Here is a 19,387-nt window from a genome sequence, read left to right as displayed (position 1 = left end):
GTTCAGAACGGTCACCCACAGCGCCAAAGGTCACGGTGACCCTTTGCCGGTGCCGGCGCCTAGGTGTGATGTCCAGGGAGGTTGGTCAGTCGGGTGACCGGTGGCTGGCCTCCGATGGCGGAGTGGGCGCGGTGGTGATTGTAGAAGTGGAGCCAGTCGGGTAGGGCTTGGTTGCGCTGCTGGGTGGATTCGTAGAGCCGTGCGTAGGCCCAGCCGTCGGCCAAGGTGCGGTGGAAGCGTTCGATCTTTCCGTTGGTCTGCGGTCGGTAGGGCCGGGTCCGCTTGTGGACGATGCCGAGCTCGGCGCAGGCGTCGCGCCACGCGAACGACTTGTACGCCGAGCCGTTGTCGGACAGCACGCGTTCGACGGTGACGCCGTGGTCTGCGAACCACGCGACCGCTCGTTGCAGGACTCCGATTGCCGTGTCGGCCTTTTCGTCGGTGCAGATCTCGGCGTAGGCCATGCGGGAGTGGTCGTCGATCACGGTGTGCACGAACGCGGTCCCGGCCAAGGGTCGATAGTCATCGCCTCGTAGACCGGTGCGCTTGGCTGTGGCTTCCTTGTTCTTCAGGCCTTGCTGGCGGCCGACGTAGCGGTGACCGCCGCCGTCGGGGATGTTGCCGAACTTGGTGACGTCGACGTGGATGAGCGATCCGGGGTGCGGGTGCTCATAGCGTCGCAACGGCTCACCGGTGACACGGTCGATGTGGGAGAGCCGGTTGATCCGACACCTGACGAGCACGGCGTGGACGGTCGAGGACCGCATCCCGAGTCGGCCGCCTATCTGCACGGGTCCGAGCCGTTGACGCCAGCGAAGCCGCACGATCTGACGGACCACCTCAGGGCTCGTCCGGGTCGGGCTGGTGTGGGGTCGCGAGCTGCGGTCGGCCATGCCGGCGACGCCTTCATGGCGGTAGCGGTCGGCCCACTTCTTCGCGGTGCGCGGGGCGACCATGAACATCTTGGCCGCTGGGGCGTACGTCCAGCCGTGGTCGACGATGAGTTGGGCGAGCCGCAGACGGGCGCGTGGGGTCAGAGCAGCGTTAGCGTGGGACACGAAGGCCTCCTGGTGCGTGAAGCGGTTCCTTAGACAGCTCCACTTCACAACGGGAGGCCTTCACCTGTCAGGCAGGCTCACCGATCCCGAGAGGTACAACCTCTCTGGACATCACACCTAGGCGATCAGTGGAACTTCTTCCCCGTGACGGCCTCCGAGATGCCCTCACGGTCGAGGAGCTGCGTCAGACCTCCGTTCCAGAACTGGAAGCCGGCGCCGGTGATCATGCCGAGGTCGATGTCCTCGGGAGCAGCAGCGACGCCCTCGTCGAGCATCCGCCGGGTCTCGTCGGCCAGGGCCTCGAGCGTCTGGCGGCGTACCTGCTCGGCCGTGAGCTGCTTGTCGCCGACAGTGAGGAGAGCCTCGACCTCGGGGTCGAGGGTCTTGCCGTCGGGGCCGTAGAACGAGCCCTTCTTTGCCTCGACGACCTTGTGCAGGTTCTCCGAGAGGTAGAACCGCTCGGGGAACGCCTGCGCCAGCGTCTCGTTGTTGTGATAGGCGATGGCCGGGCCGACGAGTGCGATCAGCTGGTACGGCGGCATCGGAGTCACACCCGCGAAGGCCTGGTCCACGACCGGGATCGGGGTGCCCTCGTCGGCGATCTTCGCGACCTCGCCCATGAAGCGACCCAGCAGGCGGTTGACGATGAAGGACGGCGAGTCCTTCACGAGGATCGTCGTCTTGCCCAGCCCCTTGCCGGCCGCGAACGCGGTGGCCAGCGCGGCATCGCCGGTCTTCTGGCCTCGGATGATCTCGAGCAGCGGCATCACCGCGACCGGGTTGAAGAAGTGGAAGCCCACGACCCGCTCCGGGTGCTCGAGGTCGGCCGCCATCTCGGTGATGGAGAGCGACGAGGTGTTGGTGGCGAAGACCGCCGTCGCCGGGGCGACCTTCTCGGCGTTGGCGAAGACGGTCTTCTTGACCGACATCTCCTCGAAGACGGCCTCGATGATGAAGTCCGCGTCCGAGAAGGCGACGGAGTAGTCCGTCGTCGCGGAGACGAGCGCCTTGAGCCGGTTCGTCCTGTCCTGGTCGGACTTGCCCTTGGCGAGGCGCTTGTCCAGCTCGGCGTGGACGTAGGCCACGCCCTTGTCGGCGCGCTCCTGGTCGAGGTCGACCAGCACGACCGGCACCTTGAGGCGCTGGACGAAGAGCAGCGCGAACTGCGAAGCCATCAGGCCGGCGCCGATGATGCCGACCTTGGTGATCGGCTGCGCGAGTGACTTGTCCGGAGCGCCGGCCGGGCGCTTGGCCCGCTTCTGCACCAGGTCGAAGGAGTAGAGCGACGCGAGCGTCTCCGGCTGCGAGACCGCGGTCGTGAGCGCCTCGTCCTCGGCCGCGAAGCCCTCGTCCTTCGACGCGGTCTTGGCCAGGGCGAGCAGCTCGACGGCCTTCTTGGCGGCCGGCGACTTGTCACCGGTCTTGGCCCAGGCGAAGAAGCCGGCGTTCTTGACCGCCTCGTCCCAGCCCGCACCACGGTCGATCGACGGGCGCTCCACCGTGACCTCGCCGGTCAGCACCTTGTCCGCCCAGAGCAGCGACTGCTCGAGGTAGTCCGCGCCGTTGAACGACACGTCGGCGATGCCGAGCTCCACGACCTCGGCACCGCTGCGAAGCACGGTGCCATTGTTGAGCGGGTTCTGGATGAAGACCTTGGCGGCCTTCTCGGGACCGATCAGGTTGGGCAGCAGCCACGCGCCGCCCCAGCCGGGGACCAGGCCGAGCATGACCTCGGGCAGGCCGACGGCCGGCACGGAGTCGATGACGGTGCGGTAGTCGGCGTGGAGCGCAACCTCGAGGCCACCGCCCAGCGCGAGCCCGTTGATGAAGCCGAAGCTCGGCTTACCGCCGTCTGCGAGCTTGCGGAACACCGCGTGGCCGAGCTCGGCGATCGTGCGCACACCCTCGGTCGGCGCCTGCTTGAACGTGTTGAGGTCAGCGCCGGCCGCGAGGATGAACGGCTTGCCCGTCACCGCGATGGCGTCGATCGTGTCGTCGGCCAGCGCGGCGTCGTACGCCGTGTTGAGCTCGACCAGGCCCTTCGGGCCGAAGGTGTTCGGGCGGGTGTGGTCGAGGCCATTGTCCAGCGTGACGAGGCCGAGCACCTTGCCCGAGGGCAGGGTGACCTTCGAGAGGCGCGCGTTGGTGACGACCTCGTCGTCGGTGAAGACCTTCTCGATATCCACGAGAAGTTTCGTGATCTCAGTCGTGCTCATCGGTCAGGCACCAACCTTCTTCTTCTCGCCGTTCCAGTGCGGGTTCTCCCAGATCACCGTGCCGCCCATGCCGAGCCCGATGCACATGCTCGTGAGGCCGTAGCGGATCGACGGGTCCTCCTCGAACTGGCGGGCCAGCTGGATCATCAGGCGCACGCCCGAGGAGGCCAGCGGGTGGCCGAAGGCGATCGCGCCGCCGTACGGGTTGACCCGCGGGTCGTCCTGGTCGATGCCGAAGTGGTCGAGGAAGGCGAGCACCTGGATGGCGAAGGCCTCGTTGAGCTCGTAGGCGTCGATGTCGTCGATCGTCAGCCCGGCCTTGGCCAGCGCCTTCTCGGTCGAGGGGATCGGGCCGACGGCCATGACCTCTGGGGCCACACCGGCGAAGGCGTAGGTGACGAGACGCATCTTGATGGGAAGCCCGAGCTCGCGAGCGGTCTCCTCGGAGGCGAGCAGGGAGGCGGTCGCGCCGTCGTTGATGCCTGCCGCGTTGCCGGCGGTCACCCGACCGTGCGGGCGGAACGGCGTCTTCAGGCCGGCAAGGGACTCCATCGTGGTGCCCGGCCGCATCGGCTCGTCGCTGGTGGCCAGGCCCCAGCCCTTCTCGACCGAGCGGGTCGCGACAGGCACGAGGTCGGGCTGGATCTTGCCGTCGGCGTACGCCTTGGCGGCGTTCTCCTGGCTGCGCACGGCGAAACGGTCGGCGCGCTCCTTGGTGATCGCCGGGTAGCGGTCGTGGACGTTCTCGGCCGTGTTGCCCATCACGAGCGCGGAGGGGTCGACGAGCTTCTCCGACACGATGCGGGGGTTCGGGTCGACGCCCTCACCCATCGGGTGGCGGCCCATGTGCTCGACACCGCCGGCGATGGCGATGTCGTAGGCGCCGAAGGCGATACCGCCCGACACGCTGGTCACCGCGGTCATCGCACCGGCGCACATCCGGTCGATCGAGAAGCCGGGGACCGTGTTCGGCAGGCCCGCGAGCAGGCCGGCCGTGCGGCCGATCGTGAGGCCCTGGTCGCCGATCTGCGTGGTCGCGGCGATGGCGACGTCATCGATCCGCTCCGGCGGAAGGCTCGGGTTGCGGCGGACGAGCTCACGGATGAGCTTGACGACCAGGTCGTCGGCGCGGGTCTCGGCGTACTGGCCCTTGGCCTTGCCGAACGGGGTGCGTACGCCGTCGACGAAGACGACCGCGCGAAGTTCTCGTGTCATGCCCCCTACATTACTGGTCGGTAACTTGGCCGGGGAATAGGGTTGCCGGTGAGGCTCGTTGGGCCTTGCGTGCTGCGCAGATGGGGAAGGGGGGACGACATGGCCAAGGAGCCGAAGAGTTCCCGAAGCCGGCTCGTCCACATCGTCGACGAGGTTCCGGCTCTGGATGACTTCGAGGGCCCGCTGGTGATGGTGCAGGTACTCGACGGTTTCCTCGACGCCGGCAACGCCTCGGTGCGCGCCGCGCGCCACCTGGTCGACTCGGCGGTGTCCGCGCCGGTGGTCGCGACCTTCGATGTCGACGCATTCCACGACTACCGCGCCCGCCGGCCTCCGGTGACGTTCGCGCGGGACCACTACGAGGACTACGAGACCCCGCGGCTGGTCGTCCGGCTGCTCAAGGACGCCGGCGGGACGCCGTACCTCCTGCTGAGCGGGCCCGAGCCCGACAACCGCTGGGAGGCCTTCGCCCGTGCCGTGCGTGAGGTCGTCGAGCGTTTCCAGGTCGACACGGTCATCAGCCTCGGCTCGGTGCCGATGGCGGTCCCACACACGCGTCCGCTGACGATCACCCACCACGCCAACGACCCGCACCTCGTCACCGTCGAGAGCCCGTGGCAGGGCGAGCTCCGGGTGCCGTCGAGCGCCCAGGTGCTGGTCGAGATCCGGCTCGGGGAGTGGGGCCACGACGCGCTCGGCTTCGTCGCCCACATCCCGCACTACCTCGCCCAGCTCGACTACCCGGCGGCCGCGATCACCCTGCTCGAGCAGGTGGAGTACGCCGGCCGGCTGACGATCGACATGGCCGACCTGCACGCCGAGGCCCAGCGGCGTGACGAGGAGATCGCCTCCTACCTGGAGCAGAACGAGGAGGTCGGCGAGGTCGTCAAGGCCCTCGAGCGGCAGTACGACTCGTTCACCCGGGCGGAGGAGTCGGGTGCGAACCTGCTCGCGCCCAACCAGCCTCTCCCGACGGGCGAGGAGCTCGGGCGTGAATTTGAGCGATTCCTCGCCGGGCTCGAAGATGACGGCCATGACGGAGATGACTGACCCGGTCCAGGCGCTCGTCGACGTACTCACCCTCGAGCGGCTCGACGACAACCTCTTCCGGGGCGGCGGCACCGACAACGGCCGTGGCCGCTCCTTCGGCGGGCACGTCGCCGCGCAGTCGATCATGGCCGCGCAGTCGACAGTGGGCGAGGAGTTCTTCGTCCACTCGATGCACTCCTACTTCCTGCTGCCGGGTGACCCGACGCACCCGATCATCTACGACGTCGACCGGATCCGGGACGGCCGCTCCTTCGAGACGCGGCGGGTCGCGGCGCGCCAGCACGGGCGCGACATCTACTACCAGACGGTGAACTTCCACCGGCACGAAGAGGGCTACGAGCACCAGGACCGGATGCCCGAGGTCATCCCGCCGGAGAAGGGCCTCGACCTGATCGAGCTGCTCCGCGCCCGTACGGACCACGAGGGCCAGGCGCTCGCCGAGGAATGGGCCGTCGTCTCGGCCAGCGCGATCGGCAACTCCCTGCGCGGCCTGAAGCCGGACGAGCGCTATCCCGCGCGTCAGCGGGTCTGGCTGAAGATCAACGGCGAGCTCCCCGACGACCCGAAGATCCAGGTCGGCGCGTTCACATGGATGAGCGACATCTCGCTGCTCGGCTCCACGCTGGCGGCACACACGCTCGACCACTCCGGCATCCAGATGGCCTCCCTCGACCACTCGATCTGGTTCCACCGGCCGTTCCGGGCCGACGAGTGGTGGCTCTACGACCAGAACTCCCCGTCCGCGCAGGGCGGACGGGGGCTCGGCATCGGTCGGGTCTTCACCGCGGACGGTGTGCTCGGTGCCACCGTCGCGCAGGAGGGCATCATCCGCCCGCCTCGCGGCTAGAGCGCTGTGGTCCGCCCCAGCAGGTGGATCGTGTCCGAGCCGGCCTTGGTGAGCGAGAAGGCGTAGCCCTCGCCGGTCGGCTGGGCGCCGAAGGCGACCTTCGACGGCAGGAACAGCGGCTTGCGGAAGGACGCCTCGACCTTGACGGCGTCGGGGAGACGGCCGTCGAGGGCGGCGACGCTGCGGGCCATCGTCCAGTAACCGTGGGCGATCTGGCGCTTGAAGCCCAAGGCCCTGGCGCTCAGTGCGCTCAGGTGGATCGGGTTGATGTCACCGGAGACGGCGCCGTACCGGCGGCCCAGATTGGCCGGCAGTGACCACACGGGAAGGGCGGCCGGGACCCGCTCGTAGGTGTCGGGCCATTCGACGTCGGGGTTGCGCTTCCCGCGGCTGAGGTACGTCGACGTCTCCTCCCACACCAGCTCGCCCTCCGAGTGCACACTCGCCTCGAACCGGTACGCGGTGCCGGCCGGATGCGGGATGCCCTCGCCGACGGTCATCTGCGCCTCGAGGGTCTCACCGAAGCGGATCGGCCGGTGATGCGAGATCGAGTTGTCCAGGTGGACCATGCCCATCGCGGGCGCCGGGAAGGCCCGGTCGCCGAGCGCCTTGAGCTGCAGCGGGAAGACCAGCAGATGCGGGTAGGGCGGCGGCACCTGGTCCTTGGGGAGGAAGCCGCAGACCTCGGCGAAGGGCTGCACCATCTCGTGCGTGACGGTCACCGGGGGCCGGTCGAAGACGAAGCCGTCGTACCCCTTGGTCTTGCTGATGCCGGGGAGCGAGCCCACGACCGGAAGGGCGGGGAGTGCGGCCTTGAGCAGGTCGCCGACTCCCGCCTTCCCGGAGTAGGTGCGGGTGGTGGGCACCTCAGGCGCCCAGCATCATCTGGCCGCAGACCCGGACGACGTTGCCGTTGACGGCCGTCGAGCCGGGGCTGGCGTACCAGGCGATGGTCTCGGCGACGTCGACGGGTAGGCCGCCCTGGGCCATGGCATTCATCCGCTGACCGACCTCGCGGGTCGCGAACGGGACGGCCGCCGTCATCTGCGTGATGATGAAGCCGGGCGCGACGGCGTTGACGGTGATGCCGTCGGTGAGCAGGTCGGCCAGCGAGTCCACGAAGCCGATCACGCCGGCCTTGGAGACGGCGTAGTTGGTCTGGCCTACGTTGCCGGCGATGCCGGCGATCGAGCTGACGGCGATGATCCGGCCGTTGGGGCGGATCACCTTCTGGGCCAGGAGCTCGGCGGTGATCTTCTCGGGAGCGACGAGGTTCACCGAGACGACGGAGGACCAGCGGTCCTCGGCCATGTTGGCGAGCTTCTTGTCCCGCGTGATGCCGGCGTTATGCACGACGATGTCGACGCCGCCGTGGTTGTCCTTGAGGTGCTTGGCGATCCGCTGCGGAGCGTCGGGCGCGGTGATGTCGAGCGTGAGCCAGTCACCGTCGATCTCGCCGGTGACCTTCTGCAGGTCGGAGGCGGCCTGGGGTACGTCGACGCCGACGACGGTCGCGCCGTCGCGGTGCAGGACCCGGGCGATCTGCTCACCGATTCCGCGGCTGGCGCCGGTGACGAGGGCGATCTTGCCCTCGAGCGGGCGGAACCAGTCGGGCACGGCGTGGGACGCCTCGGCCTCGTGCAGACCGATCCGGATGACCTGGCCGCTGACGTAGGCCGACTTGGGGGAGAGGAGGAAGGCGAGCGTGGAGGTGGCGGAGCCCTCGAAGCCGTCGGCGACATAGACGAGCTGGACGGTGCCGCCCTTGCCGATCTCCTTGCCGAGGCTGCGGGTGAAGCCCTCGAGCGCGCGCTGGGCGACGCGCTCCTGGCCCGACACCGTCTCGGGAGGGGTGCCGATCACGACGACGCGGGGGCAGCTCTCGAGCGAGCGGAGCACCGGCGTGAAGAAGTCACGCAGCGCCATGAGCTGGTCGGGCGAGGTGTAGCCGGTCGCGTCGAAGACCAGCGCCTTGTAGCGGCTGCCCTCGGTCACGGTGTCCGTCACGTCCTCGGCGCCGAAGACGCCCAGGAGGCCGGGCAGCGACTCGACGAGGCGGCCGTGACCGCCGACCAGGACGGTGCCCTTGACGAGCGGGTCGCCGTCGACGTACCGCTCGAGCTTGGTGGGCTGGGGAAGACCCAGGTTCTTGACCAGGATCTTGCCGATCGTGGACTGGCTGAAGGACTGGTACTTGTCGCTCATGCGAGCCAATCTAACCGACCACCGAGCATCTGTAACTCGTTGTGTAACTCACTGTCCACAAATCGATCCGGGCGTGCGTAGGATCGAACCATGACTGACTCCTCGCGTGCGGCCCGCAAGGTCGCCATCCTCGGCGGCAACCGGATCCCGTTCGCCCGCTCCAACGGTGCCTACTCGAACGCCTCCAACCAGGAGATGTTCACGGCCGCGCTCGACGGCCTGGTCGCCCGCTTCGGCCTCGACGGTGAGCGTCTCGGCGAGGTCGCCGGCGGCGCGGTGCTCAAGCACAGCCGCGACTTCAACCTGGTCCGCGAGTCGGTGCTGAGCACCAAGCTCGCGCCCGAGACCCCCGGCGTCGACCTGCAGCAGGCCTGCGGGACCGGGCTCCAGGCGATCAACTACATCGCCAACAAGATCGCCCTCGGCCAGCTCGACTCGGGCATCGGCGGAGGCGTGGACACCACGTCGGACGCCCCGATCGCGATCTCGGAGAAGCTCCGCAAGAAGCTCATCGCCGTCAACAACAAGCGCACGACGGCCGACAAGCTCAAGGCGCTCGCCGCCATCCGTCCGGGCGACATCGGCCTCGCGGTCCCGTCCAACGGCGAGCCGCGGACCGGCCTCTCGATGGGTGACAGCCAGGCGCTGACCGCACTGGAGTGGAAGATCACCCGTGAGGCGCAGGACGAGCTGGCCGTCGCCTCGCACCACAACCTCTTCGCCTCCTACGAGGAGGGCTGGCAGGACGACCTGGTCACGCCGTTCCGCGGCCTCGAGCGCGACAACAACCTGCGCGGCGACTCCTCGGTGGAGAAACTCTCCACGCTCAAGCCGGTCTTCGGCAAGGGGGAGGGGGCCACGATGACGGCGGCCAACTCGACGCCGCTCACCGACGGCGCCTCCACCGTCCTGCTCTCCTCGGAGGAGTGGGCCGAGGCCCACGGCCTCAAGCCGCTCGCGTACTTCGTGGACTCCGAGACGGCGGCGGTCGACTTCGTCACCGGCCGCGAAGGCCTGCTGATGGCGCCGGCGTACGCCGTCCCCCGGATGCTCGCGCGCAACGGGCTGACCCTGCAGGACTTCGACTACTACGAGATCCACGAGGCCTTCGCCTCCCAGGTGCTCTCCACGCTCAAGGCGTGGGAGGACGAGGTGTTCTGCAAGGAGCGCCTCGGCCTGGACGAGCCGCTCGGCTCGGTCGACCGGTCCAAGCTCAACGTCAAGGGCTCCTCGCTGGCTGCGGGTCACCCCTTCGCCGCCACCGGTGGTCGCATCGTCGCCAATGCCGCGAAGCTCCTCGACGCCAAGGGCAGCGGTCGCGCGCTCATCTCCGTCTGCGCCGCAGGCGGCCAAGGCGTGGTGGCGATCCTGGAGAAGTAGTCAGGAATCCTGCCGAAGGCCGTCCTAGCGGAGCATGGCTAGGGCGGCCTTCGTCATGTAGCCCCTCACCTCTGCCACGGAGAGCTCGCCCACGACGGGGACACCCGGCATCGCCTCCGTGACGGTGATGCCGATCCGCGCAAGCTGGAGGGCGCCGAGTCCGCTCGCATAGAGGGTGTTCGCGAGGAAGGCCGGGTTCTCGACGTGGAAGTCGCCGGCGGCGTTTCCCTCGTCGATGAGGCGGGTCAGGATCGACAGGCAACCCGTCATCGCGCGACCGAGGCGGAGCATCGCACCCTCGGAGATCTCGTCGAAGAGCTCGGGGCCGGTCCGGCGCATCAGCGCCTGGGCGCAGTCGGAGAAGGCGGGGTGCGCCACGCCGTAGTCCACGAAGGCGCCGATGGTCGCGGCCACCTTGTCGGCGAGCGATCCCTCGCCGGCGCTTGCCGTCTCGAGCTCCGCGCGCAGCTCCTCCAGGTAGCCCACGAGGGTGAGCGCGAAGAGCTCCTCCTTGCCGGTGAAGTGGCGGTAGACGATCGCGCGGTTGATCCCGACGGCTCGGGCGATGTCCTCGATCTGGGCATCGCGGACGCCGCGCTCGTCGAAGAGCTTCCGGGTCGCGCCGATGATGTCGCTCTCCCGCGCGCGCCGGCGCGCGGCCGCTGCGGATCGTCGACCGTCGGTCTCGGGGGCGGTACTCACCCTTGAACTGTACGGGATGTGAAACTCGGAGTTACAGGTTCACGCGGTGCAGGACACGATCCCGGCCACAGTCGATCACAGCCCGAGGGTTCGGAACTGCGCCGCCATGCCCTTCGAGTTGTCGGTGATGACGCCGTCGATGCCGAGCGCGGCGAGCTCGAACCAGCGGGCCGCACTGTCGACCGTCCAGACGTAGACCTTCAAGCCCGCCGCGTGCAGGCGATCGACCCGTGCTGCCGTGACGAGGTTGTCCTTGACCAGCACGGCTGTGGCGCCTGCCGCGGTCGAGATCGCGGGCGCGGTCTCGTCACCATGCATGGCATCGGCCGTGTTGTCGGCGACGGTGCCGACCTCGATCCCCGGGGTGTGGGCGGTCAGGGCCGTCGCGTCGGCGAAGTCGAAGGTGTCGAAGAGGGCGCGGTCATGGTGGCCACTCGGGTCGATGAGAGGCCAGTAACCCGCGTCGGAGGCGTGAGCGACGTCGTACGCCTGGACGGCATCGGCGAGCGCGGTCGACTCGGTGACGTTGGAGAGCTTCGGCTCGATCATGATCCGCGCCGTCGTGTTGGACGACGTGCGCAGCAGGTCCAGCACCTCCTCCAGCGTCGGCACCGGGGTGTGGGCGAAGAGGGCAGGGTTCTTCCACGACCCGGCGTCGAGCTGCTTGATCTGGCAGAGCGTGAACTCCCCGACGACCGGGTTGCCCTTCGCGTCATAGAGGTCCGGGTAGGAGCTGGGCGGGAAGACCGTGCGGACGTTGGTGGTGCGGTCGAAGTCGTTGTCGTGCAGGGCGATGAAGTGCTGTGCTCCGGCCGTCGTCACGGCGGCGGGACACTCGCCGGTGGCGACGCTGTCGACCTCGGCCTGGGTGTCGGGCGCCGTGCGCTGGAAGTCCGTCTCGAGCCAGTCGGTCCCGTTGCCGAGGGCACCGCTGTACGCGGGCAGCGTGTTCTCGGGGTAGTAGGAGGAGAAGCCGCGGTGGGCCGCGATCTGGGGCCGTACGCCGACGACCGGCACCTTCACCGACGGAGTGGTGTACGCCGGCGCGCCGTTGCGTGCGCCGGTGACGGCCCGCACCTGGAGGAGTCGCTGCGTGGAACTGGCCACGGTGTAGCGCGTGCGGCCGATCGGACCCTGTCGGCCGTTGCGCGCCGCGCGCCAACCGGAGCCGTCGTTGATCTGGAACTGGACCGCCCGGCCGGGTCGGCCCGGCGAGAAGGCCGCCTCGACGAGCAGACTGCCGCCGACCCTCATGACGCGTGCGCCGGCGATGCTGCCCCTCTGGGCGGCGCGGGTGAGGGTCCGCGGCGCGCTCTGCCGAAGGGCGTAGGTGTGGTGACGGACCCGGGTCCGGCGGGCGATCACCCGCCAGGACGCGGTGGTGCTCGGCTGGGTGATGACGAAGCCGTAGCGGCCCGAGGCCGGGATCCGCTTCTTCTGGACGCCGACCCAGCGGTTGCCGCTCCTGCGCTGCAGCAGCGCGTAGCGGGACACGGACCGGCCCAGACCTCCTGAGAGGGTGAAGCGCTCGCCCGCGATGGGGTGTGCGACGGAGCTGACGGGGGCTGCGCGGTGGACCGTCGCGGCCTCTGCGGGAGCGCTGACAGGCGCGATCAGCAGGAAGCCGGCGAGAACGGGAGCGAGGGCGGCGAGGGCGAGATGTCGTCGTCGGGCCATGCCGCCGACCCTACGGTCGGCACCGGTGAAGCACGGATGCGCAGGCTGTGAACAACTGTGAACGACCGCGCCGTAACCCTTATCTGTGACGCGCGTTACAGTCGGAGGACAACTCGGGGAGAGCATCAGCGGGGGAAGGCACGTCAGTGAGTTTTGCGGACCGTACGCGGGCCGGCGTCGTCACGAGCGGGAAGCTCGTGGTGTTGAGCGCCGAAGCCAGCAGATCAGCGGTGAGCGACATGATCGCGCGACGCTTCAGCTGGACCGAGTTCCTCCTCCAGGCCTGGTTCATGACCAAGGTCTCCCTGCTCCCGACGATCCTCGTGGCCATCCCGTTCGGCGTGATCACCTCGGTGCAGATCGGCGGCATCGCCTCCCAGATCGGCGCCGTCTCCTTCTCCGGCGCGGTCAACGGCATCGGCGTCCTGCGTCAGGGCGCGCCGCTCGTCACGAGCCTGATGATCGCCGGTGCGGTCGGCTCTGCGATCTGCTCGGACATCGGCGCACGGCAGGTCCGTGAGGAGATCGACGCGATGAAGGTGATGGGCATCAACCCGATCCAGCGCCTCGTGGCCCCGCGGGTCGTCGCGGCACTCGTCGTCGCACTGCTGCTCACCGTCGTCGTCGCCGTCGCGGCCATGCTCACCGGCTTCATCCTCAACGTCGGCGGCGGCAAGGTCTCCGCCGGCACCTACATCAACTCCTTCGTCAGCTTCAGCCAGCCGATGGACCTCGCGCTGGCCGAGCTCAAGGCGCTGATCTTCGGCTTCATCGCCACGATCGTCGCCTGCCACAAGGGCCTGTCGGCCAGCGGTGGCGCCAAGGGCGTCGCCGACGCGGTCAACCAGGCGGTCGTGCTCAGCGTCATCCTGCTCGCCGTCGTGAACGTGGCCCTCACGCAGGCCTACTCGATGCTCTCGCCGAGCGGTGCGGCCTGATGGCCCGGGGTCTCGTCGCGAGCACGACGAACGCGGTCGTCGACGCGTTCGCCGCCCTGGGTGACTTCGCCACCTTCAGCTGGACCGCGCTGCGCAGCGTCCCGACCACGCTGCGGCTCTATCCCAACGAGGCGCTGCGCCAGCTCAAGGACATCGCGTGGGGCTCGGGCGCGCTGCTCGTCGGCGGCGGCACCGTCGGTGTCATGGTGCTGCTCTCCATCGCTGCCGGCACGTCGCTCGGCATCGAGGGCTTCAACGGCCTCGAGCTCGTCGGCCTGGCGCCGCTCACCGGATTCATCTCCGCCAGCGCGAACACCCGCGAGCTGGCGCCCCTGATCGCGGCGCTCGCCCTGGCCGCGCAGGTCGGCTGCCGCTTCACCGCGCAGCTCGGCTCGATGAAGATCAGCGAGGAGGTCGACGCCCTCGAGGTGATGGCGGTACGGCCGGTGCGCTACCTCGTCGCGACCCGGCTGGCGGCGACGGTGGTCGCCATCCTGCCGCTCTACCTCGTCGGGCTGATCGGCTCCTACGTCGCCTCGCAGTGGTCCGTCGTCTTCCTCTTCCACCAGTCACCGGGCCAGTACGAGCACTACTTCTCGACCTTCGTGCAGGGACGTGATGTGTTCTACTCCGTCATCAAGATCATGCTCTTCTCGGTGATCATCACGCTGATCCACTGCTGGTACGGCCTCAAGGCCGGCGGCGGTCCGCAGGCGGTGGGCGAGGCCACCGGCGCCTCGATCCGCGCCAGCATCGTCGTGGTGGTCGCGCTCAACATGCTCCTGACCCTCATCTTCTGGGGTGGCGACCCCGGCTTCCGGATCTCGGGGTGATCGCGATGCTGATGCCCACCCGCACCGTGAAGCCGCGCAAGGACCCGACGAAGCAGCAGCTCGCCCGTCGTGGCCTCGCCACGCTCCTCGTCATCCTCGTCCTGCTCGGGCTCATCCGCCTCCGCACCAGTGGCGCGTGGGGCGGGCCACCCATGGTCAGCGCCGACCTGAGGAACGCGGGCGGCGCGCTCACCTCGGGCTCCGACGTCAAGCTCTTCGGCCTCGTCGTCGGACGGGTCAAGTCGATCACCAACGGCACCGACGGCGGCGTCCGCGTCACCCTGGCCATGCAGGACGACCAGCTCCCGCACGTTCCGGCGAACGTCGTGGCCAGGATCCTGCCCGCGACCGTCTTCGGGACGACGTACGTCGACCTCCGCCCCACCACGGGCGAGACGGCGACCTCGGGGGCAGCGTCGCTCAAGCCGGGCGCGGTCGTTCCGGCCGACACGAGCCAGGACACGCTCGAGCTGCAGCAGGCGCTCGACGACATCGACCGTCTCGTCAAGGCCCTCGGCCCGGCCGACCTCGCCACCGCCATCGGCGCGGTCTCCGTCGCGCTGCAGGGCCGCGGTGAGCAGCTCGGCACGACGATCGACGGCCTCGATGCCTACCTCCACCAGTTCAACCCCGAGCTGACGCAGGTCGGAAGCGACCTCGACCAGCTCGCGACGTTGCTCCAGCTGGTGGACAAGGTCGCGCCCGACCTCCTCGACGCGACCGACGACGGCCTCGTGGCCCTCAAGACGCTCGTCGACCACCGCACCGACCTCGACGGCGTCCTCGTCAACGCGACGAAGCTGGCGAAGAGCGGCGACACGTTCCTGACGACCAACACCAAGCAGCTGGAGCGGTTCCTGTCGAGCGCCTTCCAGGTCATCGACGCCCTGCACGACAACCCCGGCGGCATCTCCGCCGCCGTCCAGGCCAACCAGAAGGCCGCCAAGGTCGTCCAGGGCGCGATGGACAAGGGGATCCTCAAGATCGACGCCAAGCTCCGCCTCGACAGCCCGCGCTATTACGGGACCGGCGACCGACCCAGCTTCGGAGGGAACTGATGGTGGCCGGAATCCGCGGCATCGCGATCAAGTTCGCGCTCTTCGCGCTCGTCGCGATCATGCTGCTCGTCGTCCTCATCAGCACGATGCACAACGGCGTGGAGGGCGGGACCAACGACTACAAGGCGCACTTCACCGACGTCAGCGGCCTCCGCGTCGGCGACGATGTCAAGGTCGCCGGCGTCCGGGTCGGCCGGGTCAACGGCATCAGCGTCGGGGGCGACGGTGCCGACGCGGTGGTGGACTTCAGCCTGAGCGACGATCAGCAGATCCTCGACAACACCTCGCTCGTCATGCGCTACCAGAACCTCGTCGGGCAGCGCTACCTCGCGATGGAGCAGCCGGCGCAGCACGGTGTCCCGCTCCACGACGGTGCCACCATCCCGGTCACACGCACGGATCCGGGCTTCGACCTCACGACGCTGCTCAACGGCTTCCGGCCGCTCTTCGAGGTGCTGCAGCCGGCCGACGTCAACAAGCTCGCGACCTCGCTCGTGCAGGTGTTGCAGGGGGAGGGCGGCACCATCGAGGGCCTGCTCCAGCAGACCACGAAGCTGACGACCTTCGTCGCGGACCGCGACGCGGTGATCGGCCGGGTGCTGACCAACCTCACGCCGGTCCTGCAGAACCTGTCGGGTCACGACACCCAGCTCTCCTCGACCATCGTGTCGCTGAAGCAGCTCATGCAGGGGCTCGCGCAGGACCGTGAGTCGATCGGGAACTCGATCGACGGGGTCAGTCAGCTGATCGGCTCCACGTCCGGACTCCTCCAGGAGACGCAGAAGCCGCTCGTGGACTCGGTCAAGCAGTTCCGGACCGTCGCCACGATGCTCGCCCAGACCCGGGACAAGATCATCGCGGCGGTCCTGGGCTACCGGGACGCGTTCGGCAGCCTCGGTCGGGCGGGCTCCTACCAGAACGCCCTCAACATCTATGCCTGTGCAGTGAAGATCAAGCTGGGTGCCGCGCCCGCGATCAATCCGGCAGGCAACAACGCCAAGCGATCGAAGGTGTGCCAGTGAAGCCGCTCGCCGACCGGGATCCCTATCGGATCGGTCTCGCCGCCATCGCGGCGCTCGTGGTCTTCGCGATCCTCGTCGTGCTCCTCGCGAGCGCCTCCTTCGGGTCCAAGGCCTACACGGCGATCCTCCAGCACAGCGCGGGCCTCCGCGCCGGCGAATCGGTCGAGGTCCACGGTGTCGTCGTGGGCAAGGTCAAGAGCGTGGCGCTCGACGGCGACCACGTGAAGGTCACCTTCAGGGTCAAGAGCGGCATCAAGGTCGGCTCCCAGTCGAGCGCAGCCGTCAAGGTCGCGACCCTGCTGGGCTCGCATTACCTCGAGGTCGACCCCAAGGGTGGCTGCTGCACCAACACCATCCCGCTCGCCCGGACCTCGGTTCCCTACAACCTCCAGGACGTCCTCAACGAGGGCACCGGAAAGCTCGAGGAGCTCGACCCCGTCGTCCTGGCGAAGGCCCTGACGACCGCGGCCGACACCCTCGACACCACCAAGGAGGACATCGGCCCGGCGATCGACGGTGTCGCCGCCCTCTCCGCGATCATCACCAAGCGCGGCGCGCAGACCACCGCGCTCCTGCAGGCGGCGCGCAGCGTCAGCGACCAGCTGGTCGCGACCAGCCCCGACCTGATCGAGCTGATGAAGCAGTCGAACCTCGTCCTCGCCGAGATCACGAGCCGCCGCGAGGCGATCAAGACGCTCCTCGTCCAGGTCACGACGCTCAGCAAGGCGTTGAGCACGATCGTGACGCAGACCAAGGCCGACCTGAAGCCCTCCCTCGTGGCGCTCAACCAGGTCGTGGCCACTCTCAATCAGCAGGATGCGAAGTTGAAGCAGACGCTCGACATCGTGGCGCCGTCGCTGCGCTACCTCACCAACGCCCTCGGCAACGGCCCATGGCTCTCGCTCAATGTCCACGATCCCGTGGTCCCCAGTGACGAGATGCTCTGCGCAGTCGGGAACTGCAAGTGAACGGCCTGCTGCGGCGGCCCATGGCCAAGGTCGTCGCCGGAATCATCGTGATCCTGCTGATCGTGCTCGGGCTCAAGGCGTTCTCCGGCGGCGGCGGCATGACCGTGACGGCGTACTTCCCGAGCTCGGCAGGCCTCTTCAAGGGCAACGACGTGGGCGTCCTGGGGGTCAAGGTGGGTACGGTCGAGAAGATCGTCCCCGACGGCGACCGGGTCAGGGTCACGCTCCACGTGAACGGCGACCAGAAGATTCCCGCCGACGCCGGTGCGGTGGTCGTCGCGCGCTCGGTCGCCACCGACCGGTACGTCGAGCTCACGCCGGTCTATCACTCCGGCGCCACCATGCACGACGGCGCGACCATCCCGCTCGATCGGACGCGCACGCCCGTCGAGTTCGACGAGGTGCTCGCGACGATCAACGACTTCGCGACGAAGATCGGCGGAAACAAGCAGACCGCCGACGCGGTCCGCCGCATCGTCGACAGCGGCGACGCAGCCCTCGGTGGCAAGGGGCAGGACATCAACAAGGCCGTGACCAACCTCGGTGGAGCGGCCGACACCCTCGCCGGCCAGAGCGACGACTTCACCGCGACCCTCACCTCGCTGAACTCGTTGGCGGGGACGGTCAAGGACAACGCGGCCATCGAGAAGCAGTTCATCGGCCAGGTCTCGACCGCGAGCCAGATGCTCGCCGACCAGCGCGAGGACTTCCGCTCCGCACTGCGCGCGCTGGACTCGGCCGTCACCCAGGTGGCGGACTTCTCGGTGACCAACAAGGCCGAGATCGTCAAGGCGCTCAACTCCTCCTCGACCCTGATGAAGTCACTCACGACCAAGTCGGACCAGATCAACGAGGTTCTCGAGGTCCTCCCCGTCGGCCTGCAGAACGTCGAGCTCGCCAACCACAACGGCTGGCTCCCGGCGCACGCCGACCCGCTGGTGCTCGCCCCGCTCGGCGGTGCGTTGACCAAGGTCTGTGAGGCGCTGCCGCTCAACCTGTGCGAGACGCTCGACGGCACCGGCACGGTGGCGGAGCTGCTGAGTGGACTCAACGGACTCCTCGGCCTGGGAGGTTCCAAGTGAGGCCCCTCCTCCGGTCGGCCGTCGCGGCGGTGACCGCAGCCCTGGTGCTCGGCTCCCTCAGCGGGTGCGGCACCAGCGTGCGCGACATGCCCCTGCCCGGCAGCGGCGTCAGCGGAGACACGATCAAGGTCGTGATGGACTTCGACGAGGCGCTCAACCTCGCGGTCGGTGCGCCGGTCAAGGTCAACGGCGTCGATGCGGGGAAAGTCAAGGAGATCGAGGCCCGCGACTTCAAGGCCCGCACCGAGGTTCAGGTCAAGACCTCGGCCCAGCTCCGACGCGGTGCGACCGCGCGCCTGCGCTACACGACGCCGCTCGGTGAGATCTTCGTGGACGTCACCAATCCGGCCTCCGGCACGCTCCTGCGCAGTGGCGAGGAGCTCACCACCGCGGAGACGAGCACCGCCCCGACGGTCGAGGACGCGCTCTCGGAGGCCTCGCTGCTGATCAACGGAGGTGGCCTCGCCCAGCTCCAGACGGTCACGACCGAGCTGAACAAGGCGATCGGTGGCCGGGAGGACACGGTCCGCGACCTGCTTCTCCAGACCTCCACGTTCATGCAGGTCGCCAACCAGACGACCAAGAGCATCGACGCCGCGCTCACGGCCCTCGACTCGACGTCGCAGACGCTGGCTGCGCGCCGGGAGACCATCAACAAGGCGCTCACGCAGATCAAGCCGGCGGCCGACGTGCTGCGCAAGGAGACGCCGAACTTCACCGCGCTCCTCACCGCGCTGCAGAAGTTCTCCGCCACGGCCAACAGCACCGTCAAGGCCACCCGTACACAGCTGCTCGGCGCCATCACGGAGATCGAGCCGGTGCTCGCCGAACTCGCCGCGAACAAGGGCCGCTGGGCCGATTCCCTCGACCAGCTCGCCGCACTCGGCAAGGCCATCGACGATGTGGTCTCGAACGACTACCTGGACGTCAACCTCCAGCTTGCGATCGACCCGGCCACCCTGCTCGGCGGCAACGGTGGGTCGACCGGCGGCACCAGCACGGGGGGCACCTCGGGCGGACTCGGTGGGCTCGTCGGCGGGCTCCTCGGTGGCGGGAGCACCGGCTCGTCCGGCAGCGGCAGCGGGCTCCTCGGCCTCGGCATCGGCGGCCTCCTCCGGCCCCAGGCAGGGAAGTGA

The 19,387-nt window shown here is 68.8% G+C and carries 17 protein-coding genes; 10 read left to right on the top strand and 7 right to left on the bottom strand.

The genetic code is table 11. The features are described 5' to 3' along the window. Positions 1-59 precede the first annotated feature (59 nt). The 3 genes from LH076_RS09600 to LH076_RS09590 all read right to left on the bottom strand — a co-directional run bounded on the left by LH076_RS09600 (position 60) and on the right by LH076_RS09590 (position 4,489). Entirely contained in the window at positions 60-1,058 is a 999-nt protein-coding gene (locus LH076_RS09600; protein WP_227780467.1) for an IS481 family transposase, read from the bottom strand. Positions 1,059-1,183: 125 nt separating this feature from the next. Then, the gene (locus LH076_RS09595) at positions 1,184-3,274 is read right to left on the bottom strand and encodes a 3-hydroxyacyl-CoA dehydrogenase NAD-binding domain-containing protein (RefSeq protein WP_227780466.1); all 2,091 of its coding nucleotides are present in this window, start codon (positions 3,272-3,274) and stop codon (positions 1,184-1,186) included. 3 nt (positions 3,275-3,277) lie between these two features. Next, entirely contained in the window at positions 3,278-4,489 is a 1,212-nt protein-coding gene (locus LH076_RS09590; protein WP_227780465.1) for a thiolase family protein, read from the bottom strand. 99 nt (positions 4,490-4,588) lie between these two features. On the opposite strand from LH076_RS09590, the gene LH076_RS09585 reads away from it, so the two are divergent. After that, positions 4,589-5,539, top strand: a complete 951-nt coding sequence (locus tag LH076_RS09585) for a PAC2 family protein (protein ID WP_227780464.1) — start codon at positions 4,589-4,591, stop codon at positions 5,537-5,539. Continuing rightward, positions 5,523-6,386 (top strand): acyl-CoA thioesterase, encoded by an 864-nt coding sequence (locus tag LH076_RS09580; protein WP_227780463.1) that lies wholly within the window; start codon positions 5,523-5,525, stop codon positions 6,384-6,386. The genes LH076_RS09585 and LH076_RS09580 overlap by 17 nt, the downstream gene beginning before the upstream one ends. Here LH076_RS09580 and LH076_RS09575 read toward each other — a convergent pair. Together LH076_RS09575 and LH076_RS09570 are read right to left on the bottom strand one after the other, a co-directional pair. Next, positions 6,383-7,252 (bottom strand): MaoC/PaaZ C-terminal domain-containing protein, encoded by an 870-nt coding sequence (locus LH076_RS09575; protein WP_227780462.1) that lies wholly within the window; start codon positions 7,250-7,252, stop codon positions 6,383-6,385. The genes LH076_RS09580 and LH076_RS09575 overlap by 4 nt on opposite strands. A gap of 1 nt (position 7,253) precedes the next feature. Then, entirely contained in the window at positions 7,254-8,591 is a 1,338-nt protein-coding gene (locus tag LH076_RS09570) for a 3-oxoacyl-ACP reductase (protein WP_227780461.1), read from the bottom strand. A 90-nt stretch (positions 8,592-8,681) separates the two neighbouring features. Between LH076_RS09570 and LH076_RS09565 the strand changes: the two genes are divergently transcribed. Beyond that, on the top strand, positions 8,682-9,971 hold the full coding sequence (locus LH076_RS09565; protein ID WP_227780460.1) for an acetyl-CoA C-acetyltransferase: 1,290 nt from the start codon (positions 8,682-8,684) through the stop codon (positions 9,969-9,971). A gap of 24 nt (positions 9,972-9,995) precedes the next feature. Here LH076_RS09565 and LH076_RS09560 read toward each other — a convergent pair whose 3' ends face one another. Beyond that, positions 9,996-10,673: a TetR/AcrR family transcriptional regulator gene (locus LH076_RS09560; protein ID WP_227780459.1), complete on the bottom strand. Its 678-nt coding sequence runs from the start codon at positions 10,671-10,673 to the stop codon at positions 9,996-9,998. Between the two features lie 75 nt (positions 10,674-10,748). Continuing rightward, positions 10,749-12,350 (bottom strand): glycerophosphodiester phosphodiesterase, encoded by a 1,602-nt coding sequence (locus LH076_RS09555; RefSeq protein ID WP_227780458.1) that lies wholly within the window; start codon positions 12,348-12,350, stop codon positions 10,749-10,751. 239 nt (positions 12,351-12,589) lie between these two features. On the opposite strand from LH076_RS09555, the gene LH076_RS09550 reads away from it, so the two are divergent. The 7 genes from LH076_RS09550 to LH076_RS09520 are packed head-to-tail and all read left to right on the top strand — an operon-like array spanning position 12,590 to position 19,387. Continuing rightward, positions 12,590-13,288 (top strand): MlaE family ABC transporter permease, encoded by a 699-nt coding sequence (locus LH076_RS09550; RefSeq protein ID WP_227783619.1) that lies wholly within the window; start codon positions 12,590-12,592, stop codon positions 13,286-13,288. Beyond that, positions 13,288-14,121: an MlaE family ABC transporter permease gene (locus LH076_RS09545; protein ID WP_227780457.1), complete on the top strand. Its 834-nt coding sequence runs from the start codon at positions 13,288-13,290 to the stop codon at positions 14,119-14,121. Before LH076_RS09550 ends, LH076_RS09545 begins: the two co-directional genes overlap by 1 nt. Positions 14,122-14,126: 5 nt before the next feature. Then, positions 14,127-15,179 (top strand): MCE family protein, encoded by a 1,053-nt coding sequence (locus LH076_RS09540; RefSeq protein ID WP_227780456.1) that lies wholly within the window; start codon positions 14,127-14,129, stop codon positions 15,177-15,179. 2 nt (positions 15,180-15,181) lie between these two features. After that, positions 15,182-16,201 (top strand): MCE family protein, encoded by a 1,020-nt coding sequence (locus LH076_RS09535; RefSeq protein WP_227780455.1) that lies wholly within the window; start codon positions 15,182-15,184, stop codon positions 16,199-16,201. After that, on the top strand, positions 16,198-17,169 hold the full coding sequence (locus tag LH076_RS09530; RefSeq protein ID WP_227780454.1) for an MCE family protein: 972 nt from the start codon (positions 16,198-16,200) through the stop codon (positions 17,167-17,169). The genes LH076_RS09535 and LH076_RS09530 overlap by 4 nt, the downstream gene beginning before the upstream one ends. Continuing rightward, the gene (locus tag LH076_RS09525) at positions 17,166-18,251 is read left to right on the top strand and encodes an MCE family protein (protein WP_227780453.1); all 1,086 of its coding nucleotides are present in this window, start codon (positions 17,166-17,168) and stop codon (positions 18,249-18,251) included. Before LH076_RS09530 ends, LH076_RS09525 begins: the two co-directional genes overlap by 4 nt. Then, entirely contained in the window at positions 18,248-19,387 is a 1,140-nt protein-coding gene (locus tag LH076_RS09520; protein WP_227780452.1) for an MCE family protein, read from the top strand. Before LH076_RS09525 ends, LH076_RS09520 begins: the two co-directional genes overlap by 4 nt.

Origin of the sequence: Nocardioides sp. Kera G14 (genome assembly GCF_020715565.1) — a bacterium.
Taxonomy (GTDB): domain Bacteria; phylum Actinomycetota; class Actinomycetes; order Propionibacteriales; family Nocardioidaceae; genus Nocardioides.
This window is presented reverse-complemented; position numbering and strand designations above follow the sequence as displayed.